Genomic DNA, 18,914 nt, shown 5'->3' with positions numbered 1-18,914 from the left:
TTAATTCTCTTTACCAACAAATCTTAAATATGAGACCAAAAGACTATCTAGTAATTCAATATCTGCTTTATCATAAAAAGCCTTATTTAAAAAAAACATATTAAGTTCTTCTCTAATCAAACTTATGACTTCTTTATCTTCAACAAAATCAGCTATCTTAAGTTTCAAATAACCAGTTTGCTCAAGACCAAATAAATTGCCAGGACCTCTCAATTTAAGATCTTCTTCTGCTATTTTAAAACCATCTATATTTTCCTTTATAGTTTTAAGTCTAAATTTTCCCGCTTCTGTTAAAGGTTCCTTATAAAGTAAAAATAAAAAAGACTTTAAGCTACCCCTACCAACACGTCCTCTAATCTGATGCAAAGCAGAAAGTCCAAAACGCTCAGCATGTTCTACTACAATGCAAGTTGCATTTAAGCAATCAATACCAACTTCAATAACACTTGTTGAAACTAAAATATCTATTTTTTTCAAATAAAAATCACGCATAATTTCTTCTTTAACATGAGATTCAAGCTTAGAATGAATCATTGCAACAGAATATTCAACAAAAATATTCTTAAGATTTAAACACATACTAGTAACATCTTTTAAATTAAACTTCTCTGAAGATGATATTAGAGGATAAACAAAATAAACCTGATGTCCTTTCCCAAGCTCATTTTTTAAAAATTCATATACCTTATCCTCATTTCCATGCTTTGCTAAATAAGTAGTAACAGGTCTTCGACCTGCAGGCCCTCTCTTAATTAAAGATACCTCAAGATCACCAAAGAGAGTTAAAGCTAAGCTTCTAGGAATAGGAGTTGCTGACATTAAAAGCATATCAACTTCTTCACCCTTATTTTTAAGCTTCTCTCTCTGCTCAACACCAAATTTATGCTGTTCATCAATAATAACATAAGCTAATTTTTTAAATTTTGTTCTTTGAGAAAAGATAGCATGAGTCCCAATTACTAAACTATAAGTGCCACTTTGAATTTTTTCTAAAACATCATTTCTATCTTTCGTTTTCAAACTACCAGTCAAAAGAGCTATTGAAACATTAAAATCTTTTAATATATTTGATAGATTATTATAATGTTGTCGTGCCAAAAGATCAGTAGGCACCATCAATGCAACTTGATACCCAGCTTCAATTAAAGGAATACTAGAGAGAAACGCAACAAGAGTCTTGCCACTTCCAACATCACCTTGCAATAATCTATTCATTGGCTTATTACTTTTAAGATCATCAATTATTTCATTAATTACAACTTCCTGATCTTTTGTAAGACTAAATGGTAATTTTAAAACAACTTGATCAAGCAAATTCATAGGTAGATGCTTTTTTTTCCTTAAAAAACCCAAAGAACTTTTCCCTCTTGAAAAAAACTGAAGCAAAAAAATTTCTCTATAAATCAAAGTCTTTTTTGCTCTATCAAGCATTTCAAGAGAAGTTGGAAAATGAATTTCATTTAAAGCTTCATGAAGGGACAATAATGAATACTTTTTTATCAAAAAATCAGGAATGTCTGACTTCCCAAACTTTAAAAAATAAATAAGAGCTTCTTTTACATAAGACGATATCTTTTTAGAAGTCAGTCCTTCACCAAGAAAATAAACCGGCATAATTTTTTTAAATCTTTCAGGATTATAACTAAACACTTCACTATCAAAATTAGAACAACTCCACATTTGAGTATAATCACTATAATTAAATTTAGAATAAATATAGAATTTTTGACCTACCTTAAAAACCCCTTCTAAAAATCCCCTATTAAAAAGAAGAATTTCAAATATTTCATCATTTTCACTCTGAGCTATAATTTTTAAATTTTTCTTAGAATTACTCCCAAAATTTCTATGTTCCAAAACAACAAAAACTGTCATGAGTTCACAACTTCTCACTTCCAGTGGATCTGGAAAAGTTTTTATATTTTGACGATCTTCATATTTTTTAGGAAAAAATTCTATAAGTTCTTTGATATTTGTAATATTAAGATTATGTAATCTATCAATTCCCTTATTACCAAGACCACTTATACCCTGTAAATCATATTGAAATTCATGTAAAAACATGAATAATCCCTAAAAAGGCAAATACAAGCCTAGAATACTAATAGCCCATATAGCTTGCTCACAAATGATTATAAATGCCAACAACAATGCTCCTGCCACAATTAAATTAATAGGATAAGACATATTTTTATCTGTAACCATATTGCTTATCTTAACAGACAAGGGCATTAAAAATGAATCAACGCTTCTCATGAAATCAGTACCATCAAATAAATGTAAAAATAAAAATATTAATCTCAAAACAAAGAAAAATATAAGAGCAAAAAAAACACTCCTCAATATCCCCCAAACTTCAATAATAAACAATATAACAAATGTAGAAAGTTTATAATCACCGTAAGATAACATTCTCTCAACTATTGAAAGAGTAATTAAAGCTGCAATTGGTGAAAAATCATATATACCAAACCGAAAAAATCGAATCCTTCTAAAAATAGATAAAAATGGCTCTGTTGAATTATATATAAATCTAAAAAAAGCACTAGTATTAATTCCTGAGGATACAAGCCAACTAAGAAAAATTCTAATCAAAATTAAAATTCTATAAATGTTTAAAAACACAATTAAAGTCTCTATTATCACAACTAATCCTCCTAATCAAACCAAATATCCTCCACTATTTTATGACATCTTAACTCATTAAGTTTAAACTCATCAGGCTTAAAATTTAAGGTTAAATCCATTTTAAGTTTCAAGCTTTTATTATCATTTTTTAAATAAAGATAAACATGTGAAAAACCGGTATTATCTTCAAGATTAAAGATTTTATCCTTTAGAGAATAAAGAAGATGAGAATCACCGAGTCTTTCATTAGAAAATTTAATATGAAGATTATGAATCTTATTCACATTATTTACAGAAATTTCTTCAATACTTAAAACTTTTTCAACAATTATTGAAAATTTATCTCTCTCAAATCTAAGCTTACCTATAACACCAATCACATCACCTTCAATCAATAAATGATTATATTTTTCATAACTCTCAGCAAAAACTATAATGTCCATCTCACCTTTAAAATCTTCAATAACTCCAAAGGCCATCCTAGCATTATTTCTCTTAGTACGAATAACCCTTACCACATTCAGACTACCAGCAAATTTAACAGTAGTATCTTTTTTAACAGCAAGATCTTCTAAAACATTAAAGTTTGTAAAACGTTCTAGTTCGGGTTTATAATGGTCAAGAGGATGCCCAGATACATAAAAACCTAAAAGCTCTCTCTCAAATCTTAAAAGTTCAGGATAAGAATATTCCTCAAATACATGATAATTAAAACTTTGCTGAATAGCATCTTGAAAGCCAATAGAACCAAACAAACTATTCTGGCCAAGTTTTTTATCATTCCTATCTTTTATTACAAAATCTATTAATTTATCAAGATTTTCAAAAAGTGTTTTTCTATTTTGACCAAGACTGTCAAAAAGTCCAGACTTTATTGCAGCCTCAAGAAACTTTTTATTTATAACCTTATCATCCACTCTTCTAATAAAGTCTTCAAAAGATTTATATTCCCCATTTTCTTGCCTCTCAGTAATTATAAGATCAACTATTAAACCCCCGATATTCTTAATCCCATTAAGACCATAAGAAATATTCAATCCCACTACACTAAATTCTTTAAAAGACTGATTTATATCGGGTTTTAAAACATTGATCCCCATAGACTTCGCTTCTTCAATATAATAAGACAGCTTTTCAGTATTATTAATCTCATTTGTCAAGTTGGCAGCCATAAAATTCTCAGGATAATTGGCCTTAAGATATGCTGTTTGATAAGCTATTAAAGAATACGCAGCTGCATGAGATTTATTAAAGCCATAACCAGCGAAAGGTTTTAAAAGCTCAAATATGTCATTTGCAAGAGTTTCATCATAACCTTTACTAAGAGCACCTTTTATAAAGTCGACCTTCATTTTATTCATCTCATCTTCTTTCTTCTTCCCCATTGCACGTCTTAAGATATCTGCTTTTCCAAGAGAAAACCCACCAATAATCCTTGCAACTTCCATTACCTGTTCTTGATAAACAATAACTCCATAAGTTGGCTTTAAAACTTCTTTTAAATCTGGATGAGGATATCTAATCCGCTTAGTTCCTGTCTTAGCCGCAATAAATTGAGGTATAAACTGCATAGGACCTGGTCGATAGAGTGCATTTAAAGCAATTAAATCTTCAATACTGTCAGGTTTTGCATCCCTTAAAACTTGTTGCATACCTTCAGATTCAAATTGAAAAACAGAAGCACTACGTCCCTCAGCAAGCATTTTAAAAGTCTTAACATCACTATCAGAAATATTAGCAATGCTAAAATTAGGATTAGTAATCCTAATAAGATTTTCTGCATTCTTTATTAGAGTCAATGTCTTAAGTCCAAGAAAATCCATCTTTACAAGACCACAATCCTCTAACAAGTCCATGGTATACTGTGTAGAAACCGTATTTTGCTTATAATCCTTATAAAGTGGAACATAATCTGTTAAAGGGGTTCTAGCAATCACAATACCTGCCGCATGAGTTGAGACATATCGATTCATGCCTTCAAGAACAAGTGCCGCTTCCATCAACTCATTATAAACAGCTCCCTTATTTAAATAAGCCTTTAGAGCTTTATCTTTAAAAACTTCTCTTAATGAAACTTTTGGACCATCGGGAATAAGCTTAGTTAGTTCATTAGACTCTGCAAAAGGAATATCTAGCACTCTACCTACATCTTTAAATACAGCCTTAGGCTTTAAGGTTCCAAAAGTAATTATCTGTGCAACCTTATCCTCACCATATTTTCTTGTAACATATTTTATAACTTCATCTCTACCTTCAAAGCAAAAATCAATATCAAAATCAGGCATGGACACACGTTCAGGATTTAAAAATCTCTCAAAAAGTAGATTATATTTCAAAGGATCAATATCAGTAATTCTAAGAGCATATGCAACAATAGAACCAGCCCCAGAGCCACGTCCAGGACCAACGGGAATACCATTATCATGTGCAAATTTAATAAAATCCCAAACAATTAAAAAATACGCCTCAAATCCCATCTTGATGATTGTTGAGAGCTCATAAAAAGCACGCTCTTTAATGCTATCAGTTACATCATTTGCATATCTAAACTTTAAACCTTCAAGTGTTAAATGCTCTAAATATTGACTAAGAGTATCAAACTCACTAGGTACTTGATATTCAGGAAAAATAGGACCTGGAAATTTAATCTCAAACTCATTACATTTTTCAGCAATTTTTAAAGTATTCGCTAAAGCTTCTGGCAAATCCCTAAAAAGTTTACACATTTCCTCTTGAGTTTTAAGATAAAACTCATCAGTCTCCATTTTAAGTCTATTAGGATCACTTCTCTTAGCACCCGTTCCAATGCAGACAATAATATCTTGAGCTGTCGCATCTTCTCTATTCACATAGTGAGAATCATTAGAGACAGTCAGTGAAACATTAAGCTCTCTAGAATAAGCAACTAATTTTTCATTAACTATATCCTGTTGTTTAATCCCATGACGCTGAAGTTCAAGATAAAAATCATCACCAAAAATACTCTTAAACCAAAGAATTTCATTCTTTGCATCATCAAATTTATTTGCAAGAATTAATTGAGGAATAATCCCACCAATACATGCAGACGTACAAATAAGTCCTTCGGAATATTTTTCAATATCTTCCTTATCAATCCTTGGGCGATAATAAAATCCCTCAAGATAAGAAATACTTGTCAATTTCAATAAATTCTTATAGCCTAATTCATTCTTTGCAAGAAAAATTAGATGATAATAAGGTCTTCCAAGCTCATCATTCTTTTTTATATGCTTTGAGGTACTTGACATGTAAGCTTCCATACCAATGATGGGTTTTATTCCTGCCCCTTTTGCTTCTCTATAAAACTTTATAGCACCAAAAAGATTGCCATGATCTGTTAATGCAATATGGGACATATTGCATTTTTTCGCCTTTGCCACAATATCTGTAATCTTGGCCGCTCCATCCAAAAGAGAATAATCTGAATGTACATGCAAATGAACAAACTTAACTTTTAAATCCATACTTATACTTATTTTACCAAAATAAAACTTGATTTTTAATAGATATACTTTAACCTAAACCAAAATATTAAATATAATAAACCTTGAAATATTAAACTTAAAACACTTAAAAAATAAGATTAAAAAGAATAATGAATTATAAAATCATGCAAAAATACTAATACCCTGATTTTCACATTCAACCACTATTTTTTTAACAGATTCAAGTTTACTAATAATTTCATCTGATAAACCTTCAGCTTGTACCAAAAAATCCTTTGCACGCCTCAAATCGATATCATCAGAACTATCTTGTGCAAATACTTTTACTATCTCAACAACAAGTTTATGAATATTTAAATAACAAGAATAAATATCTTCCCAAACTGCTCTAACTTTGAACTCCCTTGGAATAAGTCCCTTATAAAACAATCCAAATCCATGTTTCATAGGATCAGTTTGAATGGGCATGCTCTTTTGATTTTCAACAATTGCTCTTACGATACTCATCCAAGACATCTGTTCTGCAATGCTAAATTCCAATTCTTTTAAAAATTCATCATTAGAATACATAAAAATTTCAGAACTAGACAAAGAATCACAATTTCTTGCTAAATAAGAAATACTAGCCTCAACATTCTCAAGCTCACTAATTAACGTTGAAAATTCATTTTGCTGACTAACAAAATGTTTAAATAAATTTCCAATAGAGATAAGCTCTCCAATTAAATTTGAGAAAAAATTATCAATATCTAATTGCAACTCCTTAATATTTTTAGAAATTAAATCCTTAGATACTTGTTCAATTTCCTTAACAGAAATCATACTCATAACACTCTTTGCCTGATCTGAGAGCCGTTTAATCTCATCAGCAACAACAGAAAAACCTTTCCCATACTCTTTTGCTCTTGCTGCTTCAAGCTTAGCATTAAGAGAAATCATATTAGTTGCACCTAAAAAACTATTGATAGTCTCCAAACTTCCTTGTACACCTACAATAACAGCACTAACCCTATTCAATTTTTCTTCATTATTCTTCTCAATATCTTCAAAAATAACACTCACTTGACTACGAGCATTATTTGCCTTCTCGATAAGCGATTCAAAGAGCTTATAAATATTCTCAAAGTTAAAGAATAAGTTTTTATATAAAAATTCAATACGAACTAATACATTACTAATAGAAGACCTAGCATGATAAAATCCTTGTATCACCTCCTTAACAGGCACCTTATATTCACACATATTTAAAGATTGATTATCATCTTCTATATCTTTCAAAGATTTGTCCTTAAATGAATTAGACATATCTGATTTTTTCTTACCAAAAAATGAAAATTTATACATGAAAAGATTTTACCACAAAAAATAATTTTATAACAATATCAAAACAACTTAATTTAATGATCTTTTAAAAGATAATAAATTAAGAAGAAATACTTACAAAAAATATTTTAAAACGAATTTTTAAAATTAAATTTAATATAAAATATCTAAATTATATTCTCCATATCTCCAAGAAAATTGCATATATTAAAAAATAATAAATTTTACTTATTTTTAACTAAAGAATACTTACCGTGTAGTTTATTATACTCAAATAAAACATCTTCATAAGAGAAAAATTTCATAAAAATATTAATAAAATTTTCTAATTTTTCTTTAATCACTGGCAAATAAAAATCATTATCAAGTTTAAAAATATCATCTGCATCTAATATAATTAAGTCTCCATCTTGCTTTAAAATAGTTCTTTTGGGTTGCCAAAAAAGAACATTAATCTTACCACTTCGAATCACAAACCGCTTAAGTTCATACTCAAGATCAACATGCTCTGCTCTTACCTCAATAATACCAGTAATAACACACCTCTCATAATCTAATCTCTTAATAAGCACTGCATCTGTAAGTATGCCTTTTCCTGAAATATCAAGAGGAAATTGTTCTTCAATTTCATATTGTTTATTAAATGGCAGATTAGCTATTTTTCTTAAAAGATTAAGAAGTATATACTTTTTACTCATACTTCTACTATTTGGTCTAAGACAAGGTATTTTCATTCTATATTTAAGCTCATCAAAGAAATATTTAACTAATCTTTTCATCGAAATTGCCTTTCTAATATCACTTTCCTTCATCTTATCCCCCTAACAAAATATCTTAAAAGAATTCACATACCAACTATACTAAATATATGAAATACATTAAATAAACCAATCAAAATAAAATTACTTAAAAATCAAAGACATGCTTTTACTAAACCTACAAAAAGCTTAGACGGATTTTCCAATTTTGTAATAAGCTCAGGATGAAATTGACAAGCCACAAAAAACTTATTCTTTGGTATTTCCATTATTTTCACTATCCGAAAATCTTCAGAAAATCCAGACACAACAAGTCCATGATTATTAAACGAATCAAGATAATCATTATTAACTTCATACCTATGCCTAAATCTTTCAACGATCATCTTACTTCCATAAAGTTTAAAAGCAAGTGTATCTTTCTTTAATAAAACAGGATAGCCTCCAAGTCGCATTGTAGCACCCTTATCTTTAAGCTCCTTTTGCTCAGGCAATAAGTGAATAACAGGGGTTATAGAACTGCATATAGAATTACCTTCAGATAAAGTCTCTTCAGTATCAGCATTAAATATTCCACAAACATTACGCGCAAACTCAATTACTGCAAGTTGCATGCCAAGACAAATACCAAGGAAAGGAATATCATTCTCACGAGCATATTTAATTGCACGAATTTTACCTGCATATCCTCTCCCCCCAAATCCACCAGGCACTACTATACCATCTATACCCTTTAACATCCCTTCATCAAAATTAGTACTATCAATTACAGTTGTTTTAACTAAAATATCTAAATTAGCAGACACATGTGTTAAAGACTCAAATATTGATGCATAAGAATCACCAAGCTCAGTGTATTTACCACAAATAGCAATATTTACAATCCTTTGAGGAGAGACAAGATTCCTCTTTATTATACCTACTAATCGTTCAAGCCCATCCACCTTGGGCTTAACATTTATTTTTAACTTTGAACCCAAAATTTCGTGTAATCCCTGTTTATAAAAAGATATGGGTATTTCATAAATAGTTGAAACATCAGTATTATCAATAATGGATGAAGTATCAACATTACAAAACATTGCTATTTTTTGTCTCATCTGTTTTGTTAAGAGTTGAGAACTTCTTGCGATAATTAAATCTGGAAAAATTCCAGCTTTATTTAAAGTCTTTACACTCTGCTGAGTAGGCTTAGATTTTTGCTCATTTATTCCAACAGGACTTGGAATATAAGTTAAGTGCACAAAAGCAATATTATCACTCCCAATCTCATATCTTATCTGTCTCATTGTTTCAATAAACAAAATATTTTCCATATCCCCTACAGTACCACCAATCTCAATTACTAAAAGTTCACTGCTCTCTTCTTTGGCAATTTTAAAAATTGTCTCCCTAATCTCATCAGTAACATGAGGAATAAGCTGTACAGTTCTCCCTAAATATTTCCCCTGCCTCTCATTTTCAAGAATATTCTTATATATCTTACCCATAGTAATATTCCAATTAGACTTAGAATTCAGATTTAAAAACCTTTCATAATGACCAAAATCCATGTCAACCTCTCCACCATCATCAAGAACAAAAACCTCTCCATGCTCAACAGGATTTATAGTACCAGGGTCAGTATTTAGATAACCATCGCATTTAATTGGTGTTATCTTCAAATTATCCTTAAATAACCGTGCAATACTTGCAGATGTAACTCCTTTACCTATTCCAGAAATCACACCACCTGTTACCACCAAAATTTTTAAATTATCTATCATTAAAATCCTCCAAAAAAAATAAGTTTAAACAACCAATACCAATGATTAAAAATCACATTAAATCAAAATCTTTAACACCACAACAATCTTGTAAGGCTAATATATAATCACAAAAAATTTTATAAATTTAAGAATAATATTCTATTTATCCTTATAAAAATAAATTTTTCACATAATACAATTTATGCATAAACAAAAATTACTTTTAAAATATCATTTTAATAAAAAATAGTAGCTATGAAAATCAACATTCACTCAATTCAAATAAATAATAACTACTAAATTTTAAAAACGAAATATGTACACAAAAATAGTTAAAAATGCCAACAAAAAAAAGAACAACGCTGCAAAAAAAGATATGAATCCCGCTAAAATGCTCAAATTAAATTTAGTATTTAAGTTTCCTAAATTTTTAAGAATGAAATATGCACAAAAATAAATAAATCCTGCAAAAAGCATACAAATAAATTTAATAAAATAATACTCACCCCAACCACCAAAATCGTTCCCAACTTTAAATAAATAGGTATTAACAAAAAATATAACAAAATAAAAAAAGACAACCAATAATGTGAAAGACAAGCTTCCAATGACAATAGCTCTAAAAAAAGGATAATTTTTAAATATAATTCTAGATAACAAAAATATAGGAAATCCAACGAAATAGATAACATAAGTCTCTTTAAAAAATGAAAAAACAAAATATAAGGAAAGATAATTTATTTGATTTCCCATAAAAAAATTCTTATCCAATAACATAGTTAAATTTAAACTTGTATAACAACAAATACTTAAAAACAAAGGTAAAATAAATAAAAATTTAACCAAAACAAACAAATATCTCTCTAGAGTAGAAACAGGCAGAGATAAATAAAATACATCTTTAAGCAAATCATGAATCGGCTTATAATGATCAAACATATTGTATATTGACACAATATACACAATACAAAACAAAACGAAAAAAAATAATTTGATATTAATAAAAAAGATAAAATCAATTAAATTTATAAATCCATAAATTTTAAAAAAAATATAAATTAAAGGAAAAACTAAAAAAATTGAAACAACAAAATACAAATATAATTTTCTATGACAGACAAAATCAAAATTAAATAACAAAAAAAATCTTTTCAAACTAAACATTAACTAAATCCTTTAATTTATTGCTAGTGATATATAAAAAGAAAAACTCAAGGTCAACATTACCATCACAAAACCCACTCTCAAAATAAAGCACCTTAAATCCACCTTTTACTTTTTCATAATAAAGCTCTTCCCCTTCTAATTTATCTACAATCTTAACTTTATAGTTATTATTAATATAAGAAACTGAATTCGAAAAAAGAATATTATTATTACCAATAATGGTTAAATGATCTACAATATCTACCAAATCTCTAACATTATGCCCTGTAACAAAAACTATTTTATTTTTTACATTACTTATAATATCTCTAAAAACATTCTTTGAAGCAATATCAAGACCATTTGTTGGCTCATCAAATATCAAAATAGGAACATCTGTAGCCAAAGAAAAAGCAATAATACTCTTTTTTCTTTGGCCGTAAGAAGAAGCGCCAAACTTTAGATTAATATCTATCTCAAATTTCAACAAGTACTCTTTAAAATCTTTTTCACTAAAATTTGGATAAAACTTACACAAAGACCTATAATAATCATTTAAAGAAACACTGGGTAAATCAAATTCTTCAGGCACAAAAAATAAATTTACTAAATTTAAAGGATTTCTTGGAAAAACTTTTAAAGAATTAAATAAAACTTCTCCTTTTAATGGGTTTAAAAGCCCACTAATAAGCTTAAGTAAAGTAGTTTTTCCCATTCCGTTCTTGCCAAGAATCAAGTAAGTCTGTGGCTTTGAAAAAGCTAAATTCAAGTCTGAATAAACTTTGATCTTACTATAAGAAAATGAAACATCTATAAATTCTATTTTCAATAAAAATTCTCCTTTATGTTAAATTGTAAAAAGAGTCCATAATAAATACAATAATAAAACACTAATTTTTCAAAAAAGATTTATAAATAAATAGAGAAAAATTAACATAAAGTCTCGAGCTAAGATGCCAAACTTTCAACATAATTTTTGGCAAAATCTGAAACTCGCTAAACCTAGCTCCCTTAAGACTTGCATAATAAATTTGAAACTCTTTAGAATTTTGAACCTCATTAAGAACAGAAATAAGTTTTGCTTTATGCGCCTTATAAACAAGTCGATCTTTAATGTGCCAACCTATAATATAAATCTGCTTAAAAGAAATATAATAATAAAGCTGCAAATAAAATCTTTTATAATATTCAAAATACTTCTCAAAAATTCCTTCTTCCTTTAAAAAACTTTCCACAACCTTAAGTGATAAAAAAACCTTACTAATTACATTAATTGATGAACTGGCACTTCTCATCCATTGAAAGTTAGTATAAAAATAATTATTTACAAAAGAAACTTTATTTGCCTTTAAAAAAACATTAAGCATGAACACTATATCTTCTAATATTACATCATTTACTATGATATCATTTTTTACAATTAAATCTCTTCGAATCAGCTTATCCCACAATGTACCCACAACAAAATTTTTCTTAGAAAAGCTAGCAAAAACAGTTAATAATAAATTTTTAAAAGCCTCTTCCCCAGTTATTGGATAATTTGGAAAAGGAAGTGCAGATCTTCTTTTAATATTTCTTGCAATAAAGTAAACGTAAAATTGAGAACAAACAACATCTGAATTATCGGCCTTTGCCCTATTATACAATACCTCAAGCATAGTATTCTCAACAGAATCATCACTATCCCAGTAAATTATATATTCTCCTTCTGCCTTTTCAAGACCATTATTCCTAGAGGCAGCTATTCCTAGATTTTTTTGATTAATAATTTTCACACAATCATACTGATCAGCATATTTTTGAGCTATCTTTAAACTATTATCGTAAGAACCATCATTCACAAGTATAATTTCTTTATCTCTTAATGTTTGATTAAGAGCACTCTTTATCATAACTTCAAGGGTACTATCAGAATTAAAAAAACAAATAATCACAGAGACCTTGTACTTACACATAAAACCCTCCAAATAAATACCAATCTTAATAAAAAGCCTGGATTAATAACTAAATATAATAAATATACTAAATATTCTTAATTATAAGATATAAGGAAATATTGCATAGTATAGTTAATAAGCTTACATGATTTTAAATATATTTTCCAACAAATTAGATATAAATACTATATAATACAAAATACAAATTAAAGAAACAGATAATCAACTCAAAGAATAAGGAGTTTCAATGCTAAAAATAATTAGCCTTGGGGGTGGAATAATCAATCCTGACAAAATTAACATAGAATATATTAAAAATCTTAAAAATCTTATTTTCAAATGGGTACAAGAAGATAATAGGAGAAAAATTATCTTAATTACAGGAGGAGGAAAAACAGCAAGAGAATATCAAGATGCCTATAAACAAATTAATCCTAAGTTTAAAAATCATGAACTTGATGAGATTGGAATAATGGCAACCAAACTAAATGCCGAACTTATCAGCAAAGCAATGCAACCATTCTGCATTGACAATATTGTAAGCGATCCAACTCAAGATTTTCATTTTAAAGGACAAATAGTAGTTGCATCAGGATGGAAATCAGGATTTTCAACAGATTATATTACTGTAAAGTTTGCCGAAAAACTTAAAGCAGATGAAATAATTAATTTAACCAATGTAAATCAAATTTATGATAAAGATCCAAAAAAATTTGATGATGCAAAAGGATTAAGCAATATTACTTGGAATGAATTACAAAATATTGTTGGAAAACACTGGGATCCTGGTTCAAATTTACCGTTTGACCCAATAGCAACAAAACTAGCACTAAAGCTTGGTATCAAAGCTTACATATTAAATGGAACTGATCTTCAAAACTTAAAGAAAGTCTTTGATAAAAATGATGATTTTTTAGGAACTATTGTAGTAAAATAAAAACTATTGCCGGTATGGCGGAATTGGTAGACGCGTCAGACTCAAAATCTGATGAGGGTAACCTTGTGTCGGTTCGACTCCGACTACCGGTATTAATTTATTTAAATAAGCAACAATATTTACTAGAAGAAAGACTACAAATAAACACCAGCTTCTAAATAATATCAATAAATCTAATAAAATAAACCTGAATTATTGATACTAAACCTTTTAAAGATGAAATTTTAAGTATTAAGGCTCTTAATAGCATCCTTATAAATTAAAACAAGATTCATAAGTTCACTCTCATCAATATACTCATTGGTTTTATGAGCTGTATTATCTGAGCCTTTAAATAATGGACCAAAAGCAACACAATTTTTTAAAGCTCTAGAATAAGTTGCACCACCAATAGCAATAGGAGTAACATTACTCTCTCCTGTAAAGGCTTTATAAACTTCAATCAAAGACTCAATAAACTTTGAATCAGAATCAACATAAAGAGGATCAAGAAAAGAAACTTCATGATAATTTAAAGAATATAAATTTAAAGTTCTTTTTATCAAATCCACTAGTTCTTCTCGTCTACAAATTACAGGATATCTCATATCAAAAGATAAAATTTGATTAGATGTCTTAGACAATTTAACCTTTGTCAAGCAAAGAGTAAGTTGTCCAGATTTCGAATCTTCTAAAACTTTACCGAATAGTTTCTCACCATTAATAGTAAAACTGATCTTATCTTCAAAAAAGTTAATAAAATCGGCTTGTACACCTAAAGATTTAATAATCTTTAATGCATAAGGAGCAATATTAACACCAAGCTCAGGTAATGAAGCATGGGCAGAAATTCCATGAATTAAAACATTGTTCTCAAAAAATTTATATCTAATCTTACCACCAAAACTATCAAGTAAAATTCTAAAATCATCTTTATTAAAATTACCAAGCTCAAAAAAACACTCATCAGGAATCACATTATATCCAGTTCCAATCTCAAAATCCATAAAAAATTTCTCATCACTAATAACATCGAATTGCAATAACCCTTTCTCAGCATTAACAACAGGAAAATCACCATCAGGTGTAAAAGCAAAATCAGGAATCTCTTCCTTAATTTTATATTGCTCAATACAACGCCATGCCACCTCTTCATCTGTTCCAAAAATTACCCTAAACCTTTTATTAAAAAAAATCCCCTCTAAGACTAATAATTTAAAAGCATAAAGAACAGCCATCAAAGGCCCCTTATCATCTAGAACACCCCTAGCATATATTTTGCCATCTCTAAAATCAAGTTTAAAAGGATTTGAATGCCAATTAGACACATTGCCAGCATCAACAATATCAATGTGGGCCAAAATACCTATAAGTTCATCACCCTGCCCTATATCAGCAAAACCATAATATCCATCCCGATCCCTATAAACTTTAAAACCAATATCTTTAGCTATTTCCAAAACTTTATCTAAACATAAATCAATTTGTTCCCCAAAAGGCCTATTTTTCAAAGCAGAAGCGTTAACACTATTAAATTTTACTAACTCTCCTAAATGGAAATAAAATTGTTTTTCTAACTTAAAATCCATAAAACTAAACCTTGAGTACAATTTTAAGACAACTTAAAAATAAAAGCTAAAATATTTTTGATATTGTTTGCATAAGAGTGTCGGGATTGAAAGGTTTAACAAGCCAACCAGTAGCACCAGCTTTACGCCCCTCATCAACTTTTGACTGCTCAGATTCAGTAGTTAAAACAAGTATTGGAACAAAACTTCCAAACTCCCTTATCTGTTTAATAACCCCTATTCCATCCAAGTTAGGCATATTGATATCCGTAATAATTAGATCAAAATCTTTATCACTCTGTCCAACGGCTTCCTTAAACTTAGATACACCCTCTAACCCATCTTGGGCCTCAGAAACTCCAAAACCATTCTGCTCTAAAATGTAAGCAACACTTTGCCTAATGGCCCTATTGTCATCTATAACCAAAATCCTTTTTTGCATGTAACGCTCCTAAAACCACATAAAAAGTATACAAAAGTTAGAATAAAATTACACTACCCTCATCAAATGAATGAACGTCCTTTTCATCCTCGATAAAAGACAATAAATATTTTTTATGAATAAACAAAGTAAACCTATTAGCAATTCTGCGAATAAATTCCTTATCTTCAATTTCAACACACTTAAGACCATTTTTCAATAACTCTAAATCAAGAGTACTATTAATATCATTGTCCATTTCCATTAAAGTCTTTTCAAGATTTAAAAGCTCCATTCTCAAATTCTTAATATTATGAATACCTAACTTTACTTCTTCAAATATTTCTAAAAAATCAACTGGAAAGATTTCATAGGATAATACCTGATCAAGAGCAATCTTTTTTATCTCAAAAATATTATTCTTTATCTCCATAAAAAGCTTTTTAAATTTGTTAAAATAATTTCGTTCAAGATAAAATCTATTATCGCAATCTTTCACAACTTTTTCAAAGAAAAATATTATTTGGGACAAAAACTCTCGTCCTTTGGTAATATTTAGCTCAATATCACTAATAATTTTTGACATTTCAGAAATATTACCTTCCATATCCTCAAGTTCAACTCTCTTTACAACCTCTATTTTGGAAGCTATATTAATATTTTGGAACCTAGAAGAGATAGCTGAAATATTTGAAAACATTAATTCCAAAGATTTAACAAGCTTAATCTGTTCATAATAAAGATTTAAAAAATTAGAATTATTTTTTTCAACATCATCAATCCTTTTAAGTAAATTCGATAAAATCACGGAAAAAGATTCAACTGATCTTGAAATATCAATATATGAAGAATTATCTGACTTTAAATCATTAATAACCTGAATAGAAGAAATCGATGTGTCAATAAATTCTTCAAAAGCCATCAAATTTTCATCCAATTTAGCAATAACATCTCCAACTATCATTTTGGATGAATTTGTAAAAACAGATAAGACTTTTAACTTCTGAACCTCACTTGTATCTCTAAACTTAAAAACATCAATGCTTGAATACATAATATTTAGATGATACAAAGACTGAGTAAGTCTATCTTGAAACTGTAGATAAGACACAGCATTGACAAACTTAAATTTAAACTCACTAAGTATACCTAATATGTTATCATAAAAGGCAATAACTTCTCCAATACCCCCTGAAAATTCATCTATATTTTTAATCAAATTATCTTTAAATTCTTCAAGAATTTTATTCTCAGCCGTATTATTTTCAAGTACCTGATCCTTAGCACGATCAAGTCCAACTTTAATATCTCTACCCCTACTAGTTAGCTGGTCTGCTTGCTTAATCATAGATTGAGTTAAAGTCTTAATCTCATTTGTAATATAAGAAAAAGCACCTCCTGCTCTCCCAGCCCTCATGGCAACAGTCAATGTATTAATCGACATTATTTCCATATCAATAGAACTTTTTTTCATCTTTTCAATTACATCTTCAAGAATCTCTATATCTTTAACCTTATCTCTTATCATACTAAACTGTGCTTCAAGCAATTCAGTTGAAGAATTAAAATAAGATACAAAATCATTCAATACACTTATTACTTTAGAGATAAAATTATTCAAAGAATAATCATTATCAATCTCAAGATTAGAAATAAACCCAATATTAAAAGATAAATCTTTAATATCTTTGGAAAGTTTTTCTATTAATTTAGGAATTGATTTACTTAAACTGGCATAAACTTGCCTTGAATGACTATCAAAAGCCTCAAGTTCAACAAATAATTTATTAATATGCGGATCAATATCCAAAAATTTACCATCATCTTCCATTAAGATCTCCTTAAAATATATTCAGATATTTTATTTAAAGGAAGAACCTTATCTACAGCACCTATTTTTATTGCCTCCATAGGCATTCCAAATACCACAGACGTTACCTGATCTTGCGCAATGTTATATGCACCACTTCTCTTCATCTCAAGCATACAACAAGCACCATCATCTCCCATTCCCGTAAGCATAACACCAATAGCATTTTCCCCAGCATACATAGCAGCGGAACGAAACAAGACATTAACAGAAGGCTTATGTCTACTAACTAAAGGACCATCCAACAAATTAACAAAATAGTTTCCATTAGCATACTTCACAATTAAATGATAATGACCATTGGCAATTATTACAAGACCAGGCCTTAAAATATCTCCATCTTCAGCTTCTTTTACATCAATTTCAAGCTCATTATTTAAACTCTTTGCAAAAGATGTTGTAAAACCCCCTGGCATATGCTGAACAATAACAATTGGGGGAGAGTCTCTTTTAAAAAACTTTAAAAATACTCTTAAAGCCTCAGTACCACCAGTTGAAGAACCAACAAAAATAACTTTTCCGGTTTTATTTTTATTAATAACACCTTGATATTTCAGAATAACATCTGGATCATTCTTAGGAGAAACATTAATAACATCGGCAACCTTATAGCTTTTTGTTATACCAGAAATATTGCCTTCAGATTTTTTACTCTCAGACTTAGCAAAAGAATCAGGGGCTTTTATTCTCTTAGTCTCAAAAGAAGCAATAAATTTATTACCAGCCAGTTTCTTGATCTCAGATTTTATTAAATCCAAATAATCACTTCTAAATAAATTAACTGTAAGTTTAAAGTTAAGTTTATTTATTATTAGTTTAATTTTGTCTCTCTTAGATTCAAGAAAGCCAAATTTTGGATAAACTTCATCTTCTGCTATAAAAATAACAGGAAGTGAAATATTATTAAGAACATTATTAAGCGCATTTCCAAAATGAGACTTGGCAGCATTTTCATCAACAATAACCAAATCAGGAAATTTTTGTAAAAAAACATTAATAAGGTTTAAAGAATTAGAACCTGGATTTAATATCTCAACATTTATATCCTTAGAAAAAGCCCTAACAAAAACCTGTCTTATAAGACCTTGAATATCAATTATCAATATTTTCATTATAAAAGCCCAAAATATAT

General features: G+C 28.8%; 14 protein-coding genes and 1 tRNA gene. 2 read left to right on the top strand and 13 right to left on the bottom strand.

Features of this window, described 5'->3' with window-relative positions; genetic code table 11:
- The 9 genes from recG to bpSLO_RS02885 form a co-directional block, all read right to left on the bottom strand.
- Positions 1 to 2,064, bottom strand: coding sequence for an ATP-dependent DNA helicase RecG (recG, locus tag bpSLO_RS02925; RefSeq protein WP_246989778.1), 2,064 nt, complete (start codon positions 2,062 to 2,064; stop codon positions 1 to 3).
- 9 nt (positions 2,065 to 2,073) lie between these two features.
- The gene (locus bpSLO_RS02920) at positions 2,074 to 2,646 is read right to left on the bottom strand and encodes a YggT family protein (protein ID WP_025375578.1); all 573 of its coding nucleotides are present in this window, start codon (positions 2,644 to 2,646) and stop codon (positions 2,074 to 2,076) included.
- 11 nt (positions 2,647 to 2,657) lie between these two features.
- A complete protein-coding gene (gene dnaE, locus bpSLO_RS02915; protein WP_025407363.1) occupies positions 2,658 to 6,113 on the bottom strand; it encodes a DNA polymerase III subunit alpha in 3,456 nt (1,151 codons plus the stop codon).
- Positions 6,114 to 6,257: 144 nt separating this feature from the next.
- Positions 6,258 to 7,439, bottom strand: a complete 1,182-nt coding sequence (locus tag bpSLO_RS02910; protein WP_025407364.1) for a methyl-accepting chemotaxis protein — start codon at positions 7,437 to 7,439, stop codon at positions 6,258 to 6,260.
- 203 nt (positions 7,440 to 7,642) lie between these two features.
- Entirely contained in the window at positions 7,643 to 8,230 is a 588-nt protein-coding gene (locus tag bpSLO_RS02905) for a hypothetical protein (RefSeq protein ID WP_025375575.1), read from the bottom strand.
- Positions 8,231 to 8,331: 101 nt separating this feature from the next.
- On the bottom strand, positions 8,332 to 9,942 hold the full coding sequence (gene pyrG / locus bpSLO_RS02900; RefSeq protein ID WP_025375574.1) for a glutamine hydrolyzing CTP synthase: 1,611 nt from the start codon (positions 9,940 to 9,942) through the stop codon (positions 8,332 to 8,334).
- A 285-nt stretch (positions 9,943 to 10,227) separates the two neighbouring features.
- Complete coding sequence (locus tag bpSLO_RS02895; protein WP_241803686.1) at positions 10,228 to 10,863, bottom strand: ABC transporter permease; 636 nt, start codon at positions 10,861 to 10,863, stop codon at positions 10,228 to 10,230.
- A gap of 217 nt (positions 10,864 to 11,080) precedes the next feature.
- The gene (locus bpSLO_RS02890; RefSeq protein WP_025375572.1) at positions 11,081 to 11,899 is read right to left on the bottom strand and encodes an ATP-binding cassette domain-containing protein; all 819 of its coding nucleotides are present in this window, start codon (positions 11,897 to 11,899) and stop codon (positions 11,081 to 11,083) included.
- Positions 11,900 to 11,960: 61 nt separating this feature from the next.
- Complete coding sequence (locus bpSLO_RS02885; protein ID WP_038447867.1) at positions 11,961 to 13,025, bottom strand: glycosyltransferase family 2 protein; 1,065 nt, start codon at positions 13,023 to 13,025, stop codon at positions 11,961 to 11,963.
- Between the two features lie 229 nt (positions 13,026 to 13,254).
- Here bpSLO_RS02885 and pyrH point away from each other — a divergent pair, with 229 nt between their 5' ends.
- Positions 13,255 to 13,944: a UMP kinase gene (gene pyrH, locus bpSLO_RS02880; protein ID WP_025375570.1), complete on the top strand. Its 690-nt coding sequence runs from the start codon at positions 13,255 to 13,257 to the stop codon at positions 13,942 to 13,944.
- 8 nt (positions 13,945 to 13,952) lie between these two features.
- Positions 13,953 to 14,036: transfer RNA gene (locus bpSLO_RS02875), tRNA-Leu, on the top strand.
- A gap of 132 nt (positions 14,037 to 14,168) precedes the next feature.
- Here the strand turns inward: bpSLO_RS02875 and bpSLO_RS02870 are convergent.
- From bpSLO_RS02870 to bpSLO_RS02855, 4 genes are read right to left on the bottom strand one after another with little or no spacing between them, the layout of a single operon-like run.
- Entirely contained in the window at positions 14,169 to 15,512 is a 1,344-nt protein-coding gene (locus tag bpSLO_RS02870) for a Sapep family Mn(2+)-dependent dipeptidase (protein WP_025407365.1), read from the bottom strand.
- A gap of 46 nt (positions 15,513 to 15,558) precedes the next feature.
- Positions 15,559 to 15,933: a response regulator gene (locus tag bpSLO_RS02865; RefSeq protein WP_025375568.1), complete on the bottom strand. Its 375-nt coding sequence runs from the start codon at positions 15,931 to 15,933 to the stop codon at positions 15,559 to 15,561.
- 37 nt (positions 15,934 to 15,970) lie between these two features.
- Positions 15,971 to 17,743 (bottom strand): hypothetical protein, encoded by a 1,773-nt coding sequence (locus bpSLO_RS02860; protein WP_025375567.1) that lies wholly within the window; start codon positions 17,741 to 17,743, stop codon positions 15,971 to 15,973.
- Entirely contained in the window at positions 17,743 to 18,894 is a 1,152-nt protein-coding gene (locus bpSLO_RS02855) for a CheB methylesterase domain-containing protein (protein WP_025375566.1), read from the bottom strand. The genes bpSLO_RS02860 and bpSLO_RS02855 overlap by 1 nt, the downstream gene beginning before the upstream one ends.
- Between the last annotated feature and the right edge of the window lie 20 nt (positions 18,895 to 18,914).

This window comes from Borrelia parkeri, assembly GCF_023035815.1.
In the GTDB taxonomy this organism is placed as follows: domain Bacteria; phylum Spirochaetota; class Spirochaetia; order Borreliales; family Borreliaceae; genus Borrelia; species Borrelia parkeri.
The sequence above is the reverse complement of the archived record's forward strand: the minus strand, read 5'-3'. Positions and strand labels throughout refer to the sequence as shown.